16 protein-coding genes and 1 pseudogene are annotated in these 16,919 nt (G+C 35.9%); 9 read left to right on the top strand and 8 right to left on the bottom strand.

Annotation, left to right across the window (positions count from 1 at the left end):
• Positions 1-10: 10 nt before the first annotated feature.
• From GYY69_RS10935 to narX, 6 genes and pseudogenes are all read right to left on the bottom strand, one after another.
• Positions 11-262: pseudogene (locus tag GYY69_RS10935) on the bottom strand (transposase); the annotation flags it as partial.
• A 237-nt stretch (positions 263-499) separates the two neighbouring features.
• On the bottom strand, positions 500-1,828 hold the full coding sequence (locus tag GYY69_RS10930; RefSeq protein ID WP_174797704.1) for a hypothetical protein: 1,329 nt from the start codon (positions 1,826-1,828) through the stop codon (positions 500-502).
• Position 1,829: 1 nt separating this feature from the next.
• Positions 1,830-2,471, bottom strand: coding sequence for a DUF4123 domain-containing protein (locus GYY69_RS10925; protein WP_174797703.1), 642 nt, complete (start codon positions 2,469-2,471; stop codon positions 1,830-1,832).
• 482 nt (positions 2,472-2,953) lie between these two features.
• The gene (locus tag GYY69_RS10920; RefSeq protein ID WP_174797702.1) at positions 2,954-3,976 is read right to left on the bottom strand and encodes a DUF4272 domain-containing protein; all 1,023 of its coding nucleotides are present in this window, start codon (positions 3,974-3,976) and stop codon (positions 2,954-2,956) included.
• Between the two features lie 259 nt (positions 3,977-4,235).
• Positions 4,236-4,889 carry a two-component system response regulator NarL gene (gene narL / locus GYY69_RS10915; protein WP_174797701.1) on the bottom strand — a complete coding sequence of 218 codons (654 nt, stop codon included), beginning with the start codon at positions 4,887-4,889 and terminating at the stop codon, positions 4,236-4,238.
• Between the two features lie 3 nt (positions 4,890-4,892).
• Entirely contained in the window at positions 4,893-6,701 is a 1,809-nt protein-coding gene (gene narX / locus GYY69_RS10910; protein ID WP_174797700.1) for a nitrate/nitrite two-component system sensor histidine kinase NarX, read from the bottom strand.
• 230 nt (positions 6,702-6,931) lie between these two features.
• Here narX and rplU point away from each other — a divergent pair, with 230 nt between their 5' ends.
• From rplU to cgtA, 4 genes are all read left to right on the top strand, one after another.
• Positions 6,932-7,240, top strand: a complete 309-nt coding sequence (rplU, locus tag GYY69_RS10905) for a 50S ribosomal protein L21 (protein ID WP_025314436.1) — start codon at positions 6,932-6,934, stop codon at positions 7,238-7,240.
• Between the two features lie 15 nt (positions 7,241-7,255).
• The gene (rpmA, locus tag GYY69_RS10900) at positions 7,256-7,516 is read left to right on the top strand and encodes a 50S ribosomal protein L27 (RefSeq protein WP_034915250.1); all 261 of its coding nucleotides are present in this window, start codon (positions 7,256-7,258) and stop codon (positions 7,514-7,516) included.
• Between the two features lie 87 nt (positions 7,517-7,603).
• Positions 7,604-8,569 (top strand): DMT family transporter, encoded by a 966-nt coding sequence (locus tag GYY69_RS10895; RefSeq protein ID WP_174797699.1) that lies wholly within the window; start codon positions 7,604-7,606, stop codon positions 8,567-8,569.
• Positions 8,569-9,735, top strand: coding sequence for an Obg family GTPase CgtA (cgtA, locus tag GYY69_RS10890; protein ID WP_174797698.1), 1,167 nt, complete (start codon positions 8,569-8,571; stop codon positions 9,733-9,735). The genes GYY69_RS10895 and cgtA overlap by 1 nt, the downstream gene beginning before the upstream one ends.
• Before the next feature lie 349 nt (positions 9,736-10,084).
• Here cgtA and smrB read toward each other — a convergent pair whose 3' ends face one another.
• Positions 10,085-10,627, bottom strand: a complete 543-nt coding sequence (gene smrB, locus GYY69_RS10885) for an endonuclease SmrB (RefSeq protein ID WP_174797697.1) — start codon at positions 10,625-10,627, stop codon at positions 10,085-10,087.
• A gap of 6 nt (positions 10,628-10,633) precedes the next feature.
• Positions 10,634-11,272 carry an endonuclease III gene (gene nth, locus GYY69_RS10880; RefSeq protein ID WP_174797696.1) on the bottom strand — a complete coding sequence of 213 codons (639 nt, stop codon included), beginning with the start codon at positions 11,270-11,272 and terminating at the stop codon, positions 10,634-10,636.
• Between the two features lie 250 nt (positions 11,273-11,522).
• On the opposite strand from nth, the gene putP reads away from it, so the two are divergent.
• The 5 genes from putP to ispG all read left to right on the top strand — a co-directional run bounded on the left by putP (position 11,523) and on the right by ispG (position 16,905).
• Positions 11,523-13,016, top strand: a complete 1,494-nt coding sequence (gene putP / locus GYY69_RS10875; protein WP_446718902.1) for a sodium/proline symporter PutP — start codon at positions 11,523-11,525, stop codon at positions 13,014-13,016.
• 50 nt (positions 13,017-13,066) lie between these two features.
• The gene (tyrS, locus tag GYY69_RS10870; RefSeq protein WP_174797694.1) at positions 13,067-14,338 is read left to right on the top strand and encodes a tyrosine--tRNA ligase; all 1,272 of its coding nucleotides are present in this window, start codon (positions 13,067-13,069) and stop codon (positions 14,336-14,338) included.
• Positions 14,339-14,342: 4 nt separating this feature from the next.
• Positions 14,343-15,215, top strand: coding sequence for a pyridoxal kinase PdxY (gene pdxY / locus GYY69_RS10865; RefSeq protein ID WP_174797693.1), 873 nt, complete (start codon positions 14,343-14,345; stop codon positions 15,213-15,215).
• A gap of 54 nt (positions 15,216-15,269) precedes the next feature.
• A complete protein-coding gene (locus GYY69_RS10860) occupies positions 15,270-15,710 on the top strand; it encodes a helix-turn-helix domain-containing protein (protein WP_174797692.1) in 441 nt (146 codons plus the stop codon).
• An 85-nt stretch (positions 15,711-15,795) separates the two neighbouring features.
• Positions 15,796-16,905, top strand: a complete 1,110-nt coding sequence (ispG, locus tag GYY69_RS10855) for a flavodoxin-dependent (E)-4-hydroxy-3-methylbut-2-enyl-diphosphate synthase (protein WP_174797691.1) — start codon at positions 15,796-15,798, stop codon at positions 16,903-16,905.
• Positions 16,906-16,919: the final 14 nt, after the last annotated feature.

Genomic DNA, 16,919 nt, shown 5'->3' with positions numbered 1-16,919 from the left:
GGCACTAAAGCTTTTTTATAATTTCTTCCTGAAGCTGGGATTTTAAGCTCAGTTCGGCAAACATCTGCTTAAGCTTGCGGTTTTCGGCCTCCAGCTCCTTTAAGCGTTTGATATCCGAAGTTTCCATACCACCGTATTTTTCCCGCCATTTATAGAAAGTTGAATTACCCATGCCATATTTACGGCACAGTTCTTTAACGGGAATACCCGCTTCAGCTTCTTTTAAAATAGCGACGATTTGATGTTCAGTCATTTTTTTCATAATTAAATCTCCTTTACTTTTATCATAGAGAATTTTCTACTTTTTTGCTGTACTATTTTAGGGGATAGTTACACTTTAAATTCACCATCATGAATGGTGAGTTGCTCTTTCCCCGTTACCATCGATATCAGGTCGGCACTGACAGGCGCATTGCGAGTAGTTCCTTTTTTATTAGCAAGCTGAGGCAATTTTGATTTTATATTGGCAATTTTTTCTCAACTATTTGTATCCATAACTTCAAACGTGAGGATAATTGAATATGTTGACTTGCTGATTTGATATGCTTAACTGCATTAATACCATTCCCCCCAAGATAGCCATATTGGGTTTGATTGCTTTCATACCTTGCTTTAAGCTATCGCTCATTTTGGTCATTGAGCTAATAAATCGGCTACCACCATTTATAGCGCTAACTGATTTGCTTAATGCTGCAATAAGACCTTTAGAAATCAATGCTTCAACAATGAATTCGGCAACCCATTCAATTATCGACATCATCATGGCTGAATACACTTTACCAGAAAATACCATTTTATAATCAGGAGGCAGCATCGCCATCCAGCTTTGAGCATAATAAGCGGCAATATAAAACCGAACTTCGTCTTGTAATAGGGTTAGAGTGGATTCATCACTTATCACTCGGTCTTTTAATGACTCATCAAGCCAGCCACGAAAATCCCATTCTTTAAGTTTTCCTAACGCTTTTTTATATTTTTCTAATTCTTCATCAACCCCCGTTACCAGCCCGACATTCCACCATTGAGATAATAACTTATATTGTTCTGCAATCTTTAATTTAGAATAGGATTCCCATTCTGGCAATATTTCATTGTTCCAGTTTTCTTGTAAATTTTGATGCAACTCATCGATAATCATTTGATAGGCTTGTAACCAATTGTTGACATCGCCTTTTTCGACGGGCAACACCACGATATGATATTCTGAATATTTAGCAAATTTTTCGTCTGACCAGTCCAGCTCTGCTTCACCGTTTTCATCAAGTGTAATGATATACTCTTGTTTTTCAGCTTCAGAAAGGCGGATATTCTCTTCTATTTTAGCCGGCGGTACATTGACCATGGTAGCAGAGGGAGCAAAATATTTGGTTTGATAAGGGATTAATTGAATTTTAACTTGACTTAAAATGACTTTTTCGTTGTTAAGTCCCTCCATATTATAACTGATTTTGACTTTTCCTTTATTCGCACATTTGGCACAATAGGGCTTATTGATATTAACAACTTGTGTTGAGCGTTTATTGCTCAATAATTTTTCTTTAATATCAATATAAGGAATAACATTCGATGCGCCCCATCGATTCATCCTTGCTTTATATTCGTCTTGTGTTTCCTTTGAAAATGTAGATAAACAATTTTTTAATTCAGTTAATAAAATATTGGCTCTTTTAATATAAAATTGAGGGTCTTCATCTTTTGCAGCAAGAAAATCAATAATTGATAAGCGGGCAAATTGGTCCTGTGCATTTGGTATTCCTTCCGCGCCTACGTATAATGGCGGGAGTGCATTGTTAACCTCACTGAAAAATTTATTTTTATTATTGTCCATGTTAAGTTTCCTTTTTTTCTTGAACCAACTGCTGCAATATAAAATCAAATACGTTTTGTTTTTTTGATGGTAACGATAAAAGATGAATTATTTTTGTTTCTAATACTTGACGAGGAAAGGCGGTGTAAATATCCAAATAATTTTCTTGTAATAATTGTAAAATATGGTTAACTAGAAGCTCTGGTTTGGTTGCAGATAATTGTTCTAATAGCTTTTGCGGCACCTGCACCACATGAGATTGGTGATTAATCCAATAAAAGGCAAAGGCAGGCAGCACGTCTTGCCAGCTATCGGCAAAGTAATCAAGCATAATTGACAGGTATTCGCCATACCAGTAGCGAAAAAACACTGCTTCGCCATCTGGCATTATGGCTTGGGTTAAGCTACGTAAATGGGCACAGATGGCCTCGAAGGGTAAATGAGAGCGTGCCAGCCAACCCCAGTCTTTGTATTCGGTGTTGTTTACCCAATCTAAAAAAGGGCTGTGCTCATCAAGTCTAACTAGCATGGGCATCACTGAAAACCAGTGTTCGTAAGGGGTGCCGGTATAAAGGCCATAAGGCGTTTGCGAGCCATCGGCAATATAGTAGTTTTTAACGGCTTGCGCATCACTGACGTTAGAGAGCACCGCATATAGCGGCATAGATGAGGTTGCGGTGATGGTGCGCCAGTTAGCCTAGTGGAATATCTAACATAATCCGTTCCTACCATCATATGATAAAACTGGTAATGCAAAACAACCACTTGATCCATCAAATAAAAGGAAATAATGATTAATTACTAAAACAATGCGACTAACAACGAGCACCACCATATCGACCTAAATTCCTTTAGAAAGTATTAAAAAACTGAAAAATTAATGTATTTGTTTATTTAAAGTGTGGTTATTTTATCATCTATGCGATTTTTTTAAATGCTATTTTTTCTTGTTTTTTATCATGTTTCGAAAAACGTCGAGTTTTTACACTTCATGATTTAAAGAAACCGCTCAAAACTCATTACGCATTTTACTCGAAACCGTTTTATGCGATTTAATGGTTTTGCAATAGTTAATATGTAAAATATTGACATCGTATTTATTAATTTAATACAAATACGATGTCAACTTTATGCAAATGCCTAATATCAGGTCGGTGTATCGACATCATCCCAATCCGCATTTTCAAAGCAAGTTAACCAATTTAATGCATAATGGCGCTCTTGAATAACATCACTTATAATCGATGCGGGGGGGTGCTTATCTTTCATTCGAAAATCTGTGGTTATCCAATGTAAGCGGTAGTGTAAATCTAAGGCATCTAACAATTCACTAACAGGTCTTAAGGTCACTGTAGAAATGTCTTGCTCACTATGTTGCATTCCTTCGTCAACTAACGATGAAACATTACAGATAGTATCAGCAAAAGGGAGCTCAGATTGCCAATTGATCGCCCATTGTAAAGGTAATAGTGCTTCGTATTTCCAAGACATATCGATCACATCTTGCTCTGTTGGCTGCCCGCTATAAATAAAGTCACGTTCATTATTTGATAAAGCCGCAAACCCCGTTGGGCAACGCTCTTTAAATTCCATCGGATTAATCGGATCATTTTCTCGAAAGCTTTCGGCTTGAATGCCTGTTAACATTATCGCTAAAGCACGTTTAGCTACTTCTTCAGGTGTTCTAAGTATTACTTCGGATTCAGCAATAACCGGTGGTAAATGTGTCGGCGTATGCAATCCTAATTTGGCTAAATACTGCTCAGTTTTTGTTTTGCGCTTTAATGCTTCTGGTGGGTAAGGGATAACTGCATCTAAATCAATATCACCATCAGGATATTGCAATACTTCTCCATCAGGATTACGAATAGTTCCATCCGGCATTAATATAATGGCATTTGCCTGCCAGCCCCAAGTGGTAAACTCACTGAAATTATCTTCTTCAATCTCAAAGGCAAATTGATGTTTAACTCGTTGGATATGGCGATACAAAGCATAACGATGTGAATTCATCTGCCCATCTCCCGCTTGCATGACATAACCGATAAAACCATCAAGGTGTTTCATCAATTCAGAATCATCTAATCCGCGATGATATAAACGTTCACAAGGGAAATCAATGGCTGGTGGATGAGTGACTGTAGAATAAGCATTAATCAATATTGGCATTTCAAACATTCCTATTTCAGATTTTGTGTGTTTTATGGCTATAAATAGCGACTATTTGTTTGTGCAATTCTATTATAAGTTATCGTACCTTTCTAGTTTTCAATGCCCTGTTTCATTTTTTGTGATGCTTGCTATTTTGTTGAATAAATAATGTTATTTACCAAATCGCCGAACAAGAAGATTTGGTGTTATACATCGTTTTGCCCTATTAAAGGTAACGCATAAAGATTTATCTATTTTTATTTTTCAGTGGATAAGATTATTCCTTACTTTGTAGATACCATACGGTCATTTCCATTCGGGATTTAAAATTAAGTTTTTTGAATATACTTTTGATATGTACTTTGACTGTGCTTTCTACGATACCAAGCTCTTTGGCGATCAGTTTGTTCGATAATCCTTGGACTAATAAATTAAAGATTTCATTTTCTCTTGGTGTTAATAAGCTGACATCATGTATTTGCTTTGTGGTTGGCTCTTTGTTATGACGCATGTAATTGAGGATAATATGTGAAATAGCATTATCCATAATGAGCTTGCCAACCGAAATATCCTTTAGTGATGTTAAAAAGTCTTCGGGCTCCATATCCTTTAATAAATAGCCATCAGCACCAGTTTTTAGTGCGGTGATAATATCTTCTTTCGCATCTGATACCGTAAATATAATTATACGGCTAGAGATGTTTCTTTTTCGTAAATAGCGTAATATTTCTAGTCCATTAACATCTTGCATATTGATATCAAGCAGAATAATATCGGGATCAAGCTCTTCTGCTAGTTTAACGCCATCTATTCCAGAGCCAGTCTCACCAACAATTTCAAAATGGTTGACAGTATTGATTAACTGTTTTACGCCATTTCTTAACATTGGGTGATCATCAATAAGAAGTATTGAGCTATTTATTTGTTCCATTTTTTACTCTTTTATTGCCTTAAATGGAATGGTTTTATTGGCTTTAAATGTTACCATAATTTGTGTCCCTTTGTTGGGGAGGCTATCTATTGTTAAATTACCATTTAGTGTTTCAACTCTATCACGCATAATGATCAAACCATAATGATTTTCTTGTTTAATATCATTTTGTAAGCCAATGCCATTGTCTTTTATGCAAATAGAGATAATTTGATTGTCATCAATTTTTAAACTTACAATGACATGTGTGGCTTTAGCATGCTTGTATATATTATTAAGTCCTTCTCGAATAATCTGTAATAAATGAAATGCATATTTACTATTGATAATATTTAATGGTAAATGGTATTCAAACTGAATGTTGAGTTGTAATTTTTGATTAAATTCTTCAATTAATTCTACTAAGCTTGCATAAAAGCCAGTTTGATTAAGGCGTAAGTGAAAAGAGGTAATTAGCTCTCTTAACTGAGAATAGGTGATATTGATCTCTTTGCGCATAGTTGCTAATAAATCAATACTGTTTTGAGATGTTAAATCTGACTGCATTTGTAAGCAGCTAAGGTGTATTTTTAAACAAGATAGCGATTGAGCGATGGAGTCATGTAGCTCTCTGGCCATTGCTGAGCGTTCTTTCATTAATAAATATTGCTTTTGTTGTTCTATTTTTCTTTCTAGCTTCATTGCAGTGGTCATTTGCTCAATCAATCCCATAATTAAGTTTTCTTGCTCATCGGTTAATATGACCTCTTCTGACTGTAAAGCGAATAATATCCCATATTTTTCGTCGTTCTCTTGAAGATACCAATGACGTTGAAAACCATTTTTTTGATCAGGTTTTGATGAGATCAAACATGCTCTGCAAGTGGGATTTTGGCAATAGGGTAATTTTTGCTCATTATCATAACTGATTTGTTGATAATGCTTAGGATCTTCTGATTCATAAAAGCGAAGTTGAAATTGGGTTAGTGGGACTAATTCCTCTAGCTTGCGTAATATTTTTAAAAAACGTTCACATAATGGTTCTGAAGTATGTAGTTGCTTGGTTGCTTGATATTGAAAGGAAACGATCTTATTGGTTTGTTGTAATTTAGCAGTTTTTTCAGCAACTTGTTGTTCTAGCAATAGATATTGTGACTCGATCTGAGTTAACATTTTATTGAAGGCCTGCCCTAATAGATCAAATTCATTCTTTTTGGCTCTAATATCAAAACGCGCTTTAAAATTGTGATTCGAAATAGCTTCGGCCATATCAATTAGTTTTTTCCATGGAGCAAGAAGACAGTAACGTAAATAGTAGATCTGAGCGATAAGAAATAGAGCAATGATAACAATAAATAATTGTTGTATTTGAGAAATATGTTGAATCTTTTTCTCGGTATTTTGATCAATTTTATGTACTAAATCATTAATACGAATAACATAATTTTCAATGTCACTTTTTATATCATCCATTTTTTGTGCTTGCTTTATTTTAGTTGTAAGTCGAGTTTGCCAATCAGTTTCTAACCGATTAAATTCATTCATTAAGCCGTAGCGTTTTAAGAGCATGAGATGCTGCTTGGATGAAGATATATCCATAAAAATGTTCAAGTGGTCATACTCTTTTTTGTTGAGAGGAATCATGGTAAGCAGTTGGTAGTTTTTCATTCTTAGTAAACCTAATTGATTAACCATATATGCCCCACCTTTTGCATCATTAGCTACCTGAATTGAAAACGATAAGGCGATTAAAGCAATAGTGCCTAAAAAAAACATTAATAGTGTTAAATGATTAATAATTGATGCACTGTAGCCAATTTTTCTTTTCGACATAAAAAACTCAACATTATTTTATAATTTTATTTCAGATAAATAGCAATTTATAATTATTGTAGCCTGAAAAGAGTATACCTCTGATTTTTTTTGTCACTTTTTGCGATCTTTTGGTAAACAGCGCTTGCAACAAGGATAAATTTTGCGTAAAATTCACGCCCTATAAGATTAATCGCGCAGACATATATGTTTAATCAAGTAATCGTCTGCTTTTTATTGCGGAGTTAAGTATGTACGCAGTTTTCCAAAGTGGTGGTAAACAACACCGAGTTAGCGAAGGACAAGTCGTTCGCTTGGAAAAAATTGAAGTCGAAACAGGTGCAGAAGTTGTTTTCGATAAAGTTTTAATGGTAGCAAATGGTGAAGACATCAAAGTTGGTGCTCCGTTTGTTGAAGGTGCAACAATTAAAGCAGAAATTGTTGAGCACGGTCGTGGTGACAAAGTGAAAATTGTTAAATTCCGCCGTCGTAAACACTATCGTAAACAACAAGGTCACCGTCAGTGGTTCACTGATGTGAAGATCACTGCAATCGCTTAATAGGAGTATCGAACAATGGCACATAAGAAGGCTGGTGGTTCATCACGTAATGGTCGTGATTCCCAAAGTAAACGTTTAGGTGTTAAACGTTATGGTAGTCAAGAAGTTCTTGCTGGTAATATTTTAGTTCGTCAACGTGGAACTCAATTCCACCCAGGTACTAATGTAGGTTGTGGTCGTGACCATACTCTATTTGCCTTAATTGATGGACAAGTAAAGTTTGAAGTTAAAGGACCTAAAAACCGTCGTTATGTTAGTGTAGTTGCTAATAGCTAATTTAAAAGCGGTTCAAAAGTTATAGAAGCCTCACAGTTATTGTGGGGCTTTTTTCATTTCTTGAAATTCATATAAATTGATGGCGATATGATAAAACAGCAAAATGTTAAATTAGGTTTTGCACTTGCCATGTTAACTGCAGTGATGTGGGGCATTGTGCCAATTGCAATGAAATATGCACTAGTCGTTGTTGATCCATTAACATTAGCTTGGTCACGATTGGCTATTTCAGCGCTTGGTATTACTATCTGGCTGGCTTACAAAAAGCAATTCCCGAATTTAATGATGTTTAAAAAACGTCGTCGTTTTATTTTATTGATGATTGCTGGATTTGGATTGTTGGGTAATTTTGCATTATTTGCAAGTGCTGTTCAGTATCTTTCTGCCACAACAGCGCAGGTGGTTGGGCAAACTGGCATTGTGATATTTATGATTTCAAGTGCTTTTATTTTTAAAGAGCGACTAAGACCGACTCAGATTATTGGTATCTTAGTATTACTCACAGGGCTTGCACTATTTTTTAATAAAAATATTGTTGACCTTTTTTCTAATATGTCTGCGTATGGTATTGGTGTTTGGCTTGGCTTATTGGCTTCGGTATCGTGGGCTTGCTATGCGCTTGCCCAAAAAGTGCTATTACGAAAATTACGTGCAGAACAATTACTTTGGTTAATCTATCTTATTTGTACTGTATTTTTGTTGCCTTTTACTTCACCAAGTAAAATAGCCAATGCTGATGCAACGCAACTGTTTGCTATCATATTTTGTGGTTTGAATACCATTATTGCTTACGGTGCGTTAGTGATGGCAATGGAACGGTGGCAAGCCGCACAAGTGAGTGCTATAACAACCTTAACACCATTATTTGCACTGATCTTTTCAGATTTGTTTGCATTGATTTGGCCTGAAAAGTTTGCTATGCAGTATTTAAATATTTTAGGTTATATTGGCGCCGTGTCTGTTGTTGCGGGCGCAATGTTTGCGACCATTGGGCATTATCTTTGGCATCCAAGAAAAGGCTGGCTAATTAACCGCAATAAAGGGGAAGAATAATGAAATTTGTTGATGAAGCATCAATTCGAGTTGAAGCAGGAGATGGTGGAAACGGTTGTGTCGGTTTTCGCAGAGAAAAGTATATACCCAAAGGTGGCCCTGATGGTGGCGACGGTGGTGATGGTGGTGATGTCTTTTTTATTGCTGATGAGAATTTAAATACACTTGTTGATTTCCAGTTTGAAAAAAATTATCGCGCAGAAAGAGGTCAAAATGGACAAGGTTCTGATTGTACGGGAAAACGCGGTCGAGATATTACTGTTAAAGTGCCTGTGGGAACACGTATCACGGATAAATATACAGGCGAAATTATTGGTGATTTAACGCATCATCAACAAAAAGTGTTAGTTGCCAAAGGTGGCTTTCACGGTTTGGGTAATGCGCGTTTTAAATCTTCAGTGAATCGTGCTCCAAGACAAAAAACCGATGGTACTCCAGGTGAAAAACGCGATGTATTATTAGAACTATTATTGCTTGCTGATGTTGGCATGTTAGGTTTACCTAATGCCGGTAAGTCAACATTTATTCGTGCAGTTTCGGCCGCTAAACCGAAAGTTGCCGATTATCCATTTACGACCTTAGTACCTAGTTTGGGTGTTGTTCGAATGGATAATGAGCAAAGTTTTGTTGTTGCTGATATCCCTGGTTTGATAGAGGGTGCATCAGATGGTGCAGGATTGGGCATTCGTTTTTTAAAACACCTTGAGCGTTGTCGTGTTTTAGTTCATTTAATTGATATGGCACCAGTAGATGAATCAGATCCGATAGAAAACGCTAAAGTAATTATTCAAGAAGTTCAGCAATATAGCGAAAAATTAGCGAATAAACCGCGCTGGTTAGTATTTAATAAAATGGATGTATTAGGGCCTGAGGAGAGTGCTAAACGTGCGGCTGAAATTGCTAAGGCGCTTGACTGGCAGGATAAATATTATGTTATTTCTGCCATTAATCAAGAAGGCGTAAAAGCGTTATGCTGGGAATTAATGGAATATATCAATGCCCATCCACGCGAAGCCGAACAAGAAGAATCATCACCCGAAAAAGTTGAATTTATGTGGGATGATTATCATCAACAAGCAATGGATGAAGCTTTTGATGATGACGATGATTTTGATGATTGGGATGAAAGTGATGAAGAGGGCGTAGAGTTTATTTATCAAAAATAGTCATTATTACGGTCTTTTTATCTGAATTTAGCTATTGTATAAAATCGTTTTATAAAAGCAGAAAGGCAATCTTCTGCTTATTTTTGTTATTTTTTAAAGAGTTGAATATAAAAACAGTTTTATGAAATAAGTGAGTCAGGTATTTATTTTCGTCTAATTTAGGAAAGGCCAAAAAATACTTGCTTTTAGTAATGAGAATCATTATCATTATAATGTACTTTGTTAGAGCACTAAACAGCTTCTGAAAAAGTATGACATTGCTCACATTGCTTCCAATGTTTGCCAGACTAGCATCGCTAAGCTGGCTTTTTTATTTTTGGGTGATTCATAACTATTTTATTTTCAAGTACTAGTTATTTGCTAATTCATTGTTGATGTCAAATAAAATGAGTAATGCTGCGCTGCCGCCAAACTCTTTGGGTGCTTGGTGAAAACACATAATGCGAGGGTGTTGTGCAAGCCACATTGGCGTTTGTTTTTTTAAGATATTCTTTCCATGTCCATACATGATACATGCGCAATGAGCTCTTTCACGTAAACATGCGGCGATAAGCGCTGCAATCTCTTTTTTAGCTTCTTGCTGAGTGAGTCCATGTAAATCTAAAAAAAACTCTGGCTCATAAAATCCTCGGCGTAATTTTTTTACTTCATAGGGATCGGCATTTTCTCGATTATAGCTGATAGGATCTTGTTGCAATAGAGGTTGATAATTATCGGAAAAATAAAACTCAGCATGCGTTTTTTCATGCTGTAGTTTTTGTTTTTCCATTATTTTTTTGGAGCGTTTCACCGGTTTATGAATAACAGTATCCTGTTTTAGCTTTTTGGTGTTACCAATACTATTTTGAAACAAGTTTATGTCATCTTGGTCTAAATTAAATTTATTTGGCATTAATTTTCACTCTGGGTAAACTTTTTCTTTAAATTCACACAAATCTTCTATAACACAAGAACCGCATCTAGGCTTTCTGGCAATGCAGGTATAACGACCGTGTAATATTAGCCAATGGTGGCAATTTATTTTATATTCTTTCGGTACGACCTTCAGCAATTTTTCTTCAACTGCTTCGACAGTTTTACCTGGTGCAAAACCTGTACGGTTACTTACTCTAAATATATGCGTATCAACAGCAATGGTCGGCCACCCGAACGCCGTATTTAACACAACATTGGCTGTTTTACGACCCACACCCGGTAACTCAATAAGTGAATCAAAATTTTCTGGTACTTCGCCTTGATATTTATCAACTAAAATTTGACATGTTTTTATAATGTTTTCAGCTTTACTATTGTAAAGCCCAATGGTACGAATATAACTTTTTAATTGATCAACGCCAAGTGCTAAAATTTGCTGTGCTGTATTGGCTACAGCAAAAAGCGGTTTTGTTGCTTTGTTGACACTTACATCGGTTGCTTGAGCCGATAGAACAACAGCAATAAGTAATTCAAATGGCGTTTGGTATATAAGCTCGGTGGTTGGATCTTTAATATGATCTTTTAGCCTGTCTAAAATTTGAATTCGAGTTGATTGTTTCACAAAATAATTAATATCCCCAAATAGTTTGTTTGATATTATATACTGTATTTGCAGTTTATCTGTAAGTTAAATTTAGTTTTTATAGACGTTTTAGTTTTGGCTATCAATGATATATGTAGATTGTAATTTTACCAAATAACAATCTTATCTAATTTGTATTCACTCAAATACATAAATCGTCTGCTTTTTAGCATGGGCTTTTTGTGATAAGCTAGCCCACTATTTTTAATTTCATAATACAAGGTTTGTTATAAAAATGTCGTTACCAATGATTGTCACCTTTGCTGTGTACATTTTAGGGATGATTGCGATTGGTTTTTTTGCGTTTCGTGCAACGCAAAACTTTGGTGATTATATTCTAGGTGGACGCCGTATTGGTAGTGTTGTCACAGCACTTTCAGCGGGTGCTTCAGACATGAGTGGTTGGTTATTAATGGGACTACCTGGCGCGGTTTTCTTGTTTGGTATATCACAAAGTTGGATTGCCATTGGTTTGATAATTGGCGCGTATCTCAATTGGTTACTGATTGCTGGAAGGTTGCGTGTTTTTACCGAAATCAACCATAATTCTTTAACATTACCCGATTATTTTGCTCGTCGATTTGATGATAAAAGTTCTTTACTTCGCATTATTTCTGCGGTGATTATTCTTATCTTTTTTACTATTTATTGTGCATCCGGTGTGGTTGCTGGCGCAAAATTATTCGAAAGTACATTTGGTATGAGTTATGGTTGGGCAATGCTTGCAGGTGCTGGTGCAACAATTGCTTATACTTTTATTGGTGGTTTTTTAGCTGTAAGCTGGACTGATACTATTCAAGCAAGTTTAATGATGTTTGCACTTATTTTAACCCCTATTATGGTTATGGTGAATGCTGGGGGCTTTTCTGATGCAATGGCATATATTGAATCGCTTAATCCTAATTACACCAATTTATTTGCTCACATGGATTTTATCGCCATTATTTCATTGTTAGGTTGGGGACTTGGTTATTTTGGTCAACCACATATTTTAGCCAGATTTATGGCAGCTGATTCCCATGAAGTGATGAAAAATGCACGTCGAATTAGTATGACTTGGATGATTTTATGTTTAGCTGGAGCCATTACGGTTGGCTTTTTTGGTATTGCTTTTTTCTCTAATCATCCAGAATTTGTCTATTTGGTTAATAACGGCAAACATGAACGCATTTTTATTGAGCTTTCAAAGTTATTATTTAATCCTTGGATTGCTGGTGTATTGCTTGCAGCTATATTAGCGGCAGTAATGAGCACATTAAGTTGCCAACTATTAGTCTGTTCAAGCGCTATAACGGAAGATTTCTACCGCGCCTTTTTTAGACCAAAAGCAAAACAAAAAGAACTTGTTTGGGTTGGGCGTATAATGGTGTTATTAGTTTCAGTTATTGCGATTTTATTAGCCATTAATCCAAATAATAGCGTACTTGATTTAGTTAGCCATGCTTGGGCTGGATTTGGTGCAGCGTTTGGTCCAATTATTGTTTTTTCGGTATTTTGGTCACGTATGACACGTAATGGCGCATTAGCAGGTATGATAATTGGTGCTGTAACCGTATTGCTTTGGATTAATTTTAATTGGTTTAATCTATACTCTCTCATTCCTGGGTTTTTATTTGCTTCAATTGCGATTGTCGTGTTTAGCTTATGTGATAAAAAACCTAATGAAATAGTGGAAGATCATTTTAAACAAGCGTATAAACGTTATCATAATAAAACAGTATAAATTTCATTAAAGTAGAATATAAACGTAATAAAATTTAATAGGTAAAATATATGACGAAAAATGTGATCAAACAACTGCAAGAGCGTGGACTGATTGCGCAGCTTACTGATGAAAAAGCACTAATAGAACAAATTGAACAAAATCCTATTGCGCTTTATTGTGGTTTTGATCCAACAGCCGATAGCTTGCATCTTGGACATTTGGTACCGTTGCTTTGTTTAAAGCGCTTTCAATTAGCTGGACATAAACCTATAGCTTTAGTCGGTGGAGCAACAGGATTAATTGGTGATCCAAGTTTTAAAGCCGTTGAGCGAAAACTCAATACTGAAGAGACAGTTGTTGAGTGGAGTGAAAAAATTAAACAACAAGTTTCACCATTTTTAGATTTTAATTGTGGTGAAAATGCGGCAATTGTTGCCAATAACTACGATTGGTTTAGTGGTATGAATGTGCTGACATTTTTACGTGATGTTGGTAAGTATTTCTCGGTTAATGCGATGATTAATAAAGAATCAGTTAAGCAACGTATTGATCGTGACGAGGTAGGGATCTCATTTACTGAGTTTTCTTATAGTTTATTACAGTCATATGATTTTGCTTGTTTGAATAAATCGCATGACGTTGTCTTACAAATAGGTGGATCTGATCAGTGGGGAAATATTACCGCTGGTATAGATTTGACTCGCCGCTTACATCAAAAACAGGTTTATGGTCTGACCGTGCCATTAATTACTAAATCAGATGGGACTAAATTTGGTAAAACTGAAAGTGGTGCAGTATGGCTGGATCCTAAAAAGACAAGTCCGTATAAATTTTATCAATTCTGGATTAATACTGCAGATGCGGATGTTTATCGATTCTTAAAATTCTTTACATTTATGCCGTTAAATGAAATTGACGCTTTGGAAGAAGAAGATAAAAATAGTGGTGTTGCACCAAGAGCTCAATATGTACTTGCGGAACAAGTTACTCGTCTAGTTCATGGTGAGGATGGACTCATTGCTGCAAAACGTATTACAGAAAGCTTATTTTCTGGTAAGTTGACGGATTTGTCTGAAGCTGATTTTGAGCAGTTAGCCCAAGATGGTATGCCAACGTTAGTTGTTGAAAGTGAAGTTGATTTACAGCAAGCAATCGTTAATGCGCAGTTTGCACCGTCAAGAGGTCAAGCAAGAACGATGATTGAATCTAATGCCATTTCAATTAATGGTGAACGCAATACAACAACAGATTACCGTTTTTCGGATAGTGATAAGCTTTTTAATCGTTATACTTTGCTTCGTCGTGGTAAAAAATATTATTGCTTATTAATTTGGAGCTAATTTCATGAAAAATATTTTATCGATTCAGTCTCATGTTGTATTTGGTCATGCAGGAAATAGTGCTGCTGAATTTCCTATGCGTCGATTAGGGGTAAATGTTTGGCCTTTAAATACTGTACAATTTTCTAATCATACTCAATATCGCCAATGGACTGGAACGGTAATGTCAGCATCTCATTTAACTGAGATTGCTGATGGAATTCATGAAATTGATGAACTAAAACGTTGTGATGCGGTATTAAGTGGCTATATGGGATCTCCTGAGCAAGGCAATGCTATTATTGAGATTGTTAAAAAAGTAAAATCGGTTAATCCTAATGCTATTTATTTTTGCGATCCTGTAATGGGGCATCCTGAAAAAGGTTGCTTTGTTGCCCCTGGTGTATCAGAGTTTTTATGCAATACTGCGCTGCCTATGGCAGATATGATGGCACCAAATATTTTGGAGCTTGAAGAGCTAAATGGTAAACAACGTGTCAATAATGTTGAAGAAGCTATTCTAGCTTGTCGAGAATTATGTAAAAAAGGACCTAAAGCGATTTTAGTTAAACATTTAAGCCGAGCTGGATATAAAATTGATCGGTTTGAAATGTTACTTGTGACTAAAGATGATGCATGGCATATTGATCGCCCATTAGTTGATTTTGGCGTAAGACAACCTGTTGGTGTTGGTGATATGACAAGTGGATTATTTTTAGCTAATATTTTACTTGGAAAATCATTGGTTGAAGCCCTAGAACATACTACTTCGGCGGTGTATGCGGTTATGCTTGAAACCTTAAAACAAGATGAATATGAATTACAATTAGTTGCAGCTCAACATGAAATTGAAAAACCAACACAATGGTTTAATGCAAAAAAAATTGATTCATTGTAAAATTGTGTGAGAATGAAATTAACTAGTGTTTAGTATTAAATTTATGAGGGGATAATGGACAATATTTCATTAGGAGTGATGCTTGCTGATTTACGAGAAAGAATGGGATTAACTCAGGATGATGTTGCCAATAAAATTCATGTTCGTAAAACTGTGATTGACGATATCGAAAAAAATCAGTTACCTCATGCCCCTCTTGTTTTTGTAAAAGGTTATATTCGTTCTTATGCAGAAATTGTCGGCTTATCAGCTGATCAGTATCAACCTCATATCGATGAATTAACCAAACAATCTAAGTCACAACAAAAAAAAATTCAACCGCACACGTTTATAACAAAAAAACAAGGAAAGGCTCCATTTATCTTAATCGGTATATTTATTCTTCTTTGTGCACTTGGTATAACTTTATACTATGTTAATAAGGACGATAAAAATAATCTTATTGAAGTAAGTCATTATATTTCTCCATCCCCTATTACCCGTGTTAATAGTTAGCAAATTTTCTTATTCTCATACAGACATTTGCCTTAAATCTTGTTAAGATTGCGGGCTAGTTATTTTGTAATATGGTTAAGTGTGTATGAGTCATCAGGAGTCACCCATCGTTAGACGAGAATCTACCCGAATTTATATCGGCAATGTTCCTATTGGTGGCGGAGCCCCAATAACTGTTCAATCGATGACAAATACTCGTACTACTGATGTCGAAAAAACGGTAGCTCAAATTCAAGCACTTGAACGTGTTGGAGTGGATATTGTGCGTGTTTCTATTCCAACAATGGATGCGGCCGAAGCGTTTAAATTGATTAAACAACAAGCTAAAGTTCCACTGATTGCTGATATTCATTTTGATTATCGTATTGCTTTAAAAGTTGCAGAATATGGCGTTGATTGTTTAAGAATTAATCCCGGCAATATAGGCAATGAGTCAAGAATTCGTGCCGTTGTCGATTGTGCGAAAGATAAAAACATCCCAATACGTATTGGGGTGAATTCGGGATCGCTTGAGAAAGATATTCAAGAAAAATATGGTGAGCCTACTCCAAAAGCGATTGTTGAATCAGCGATGCGTCATGTTGATATACTTGACAGGCTTAATTTTGATCAGTTTAAAGTTAGTGTAAAAGCATCTGATGTGTTTACTGCGGTTGATGCTTATCGTTTATTAGCTAAACAAATTAAGCAGCCATTGCATTTGGGCATAACTGAGGCGGGTGGAGTGCGCAGTGGTGCGATTAAATCGGCCATTGGATTAGGATTATTGCTATCAGAAGGGATTGGCGATACACTCCGAGTATCCCTAGCTGCCGATCCTACTGAAGAAGTTAAAGTTGGATTTGATATCTTAAAATCACTGCGTATACGGTCTCGTGGTATTAATTTTATTGCCTGTCCAACCTGTTCTCGCCAAGAGTTTGATGTGATTAGTACCGTCAATGCATTAGAGCAGCGATTAGAAGATATTATTACACCAATGGATGTGTCAATTATTGGTTGTGTGGTTAATGGTCCGGGCGAAGCGTTAGCTTCAACCATGGGAGTTGCTGGCGGTCATAACAAAAGTGGTTTTTATGAAGATGGTGTGCGTATTGGCCGTATTGATAATGAAAAAATGATTGATGAATTAGAAGCTAAAATTCGGGCTAAAGCATTAATATTGAAAAACAGAATTACAGCAACTGAATTATAATTTTATTAGATAGC

It is taken from the genome of Gilliamella sp. ESL0250 (assembly GCF_013345045.1).
Lineage (GTDB): Bacteria > Pseudomonadota > Gammaproteobacteria > Enterobacterales > Orbaceae > Gilliamella > Gilliamella apicola_H.
This window is presented reverse-complemented; position numbering and strand designations above follow the sequence as displayed.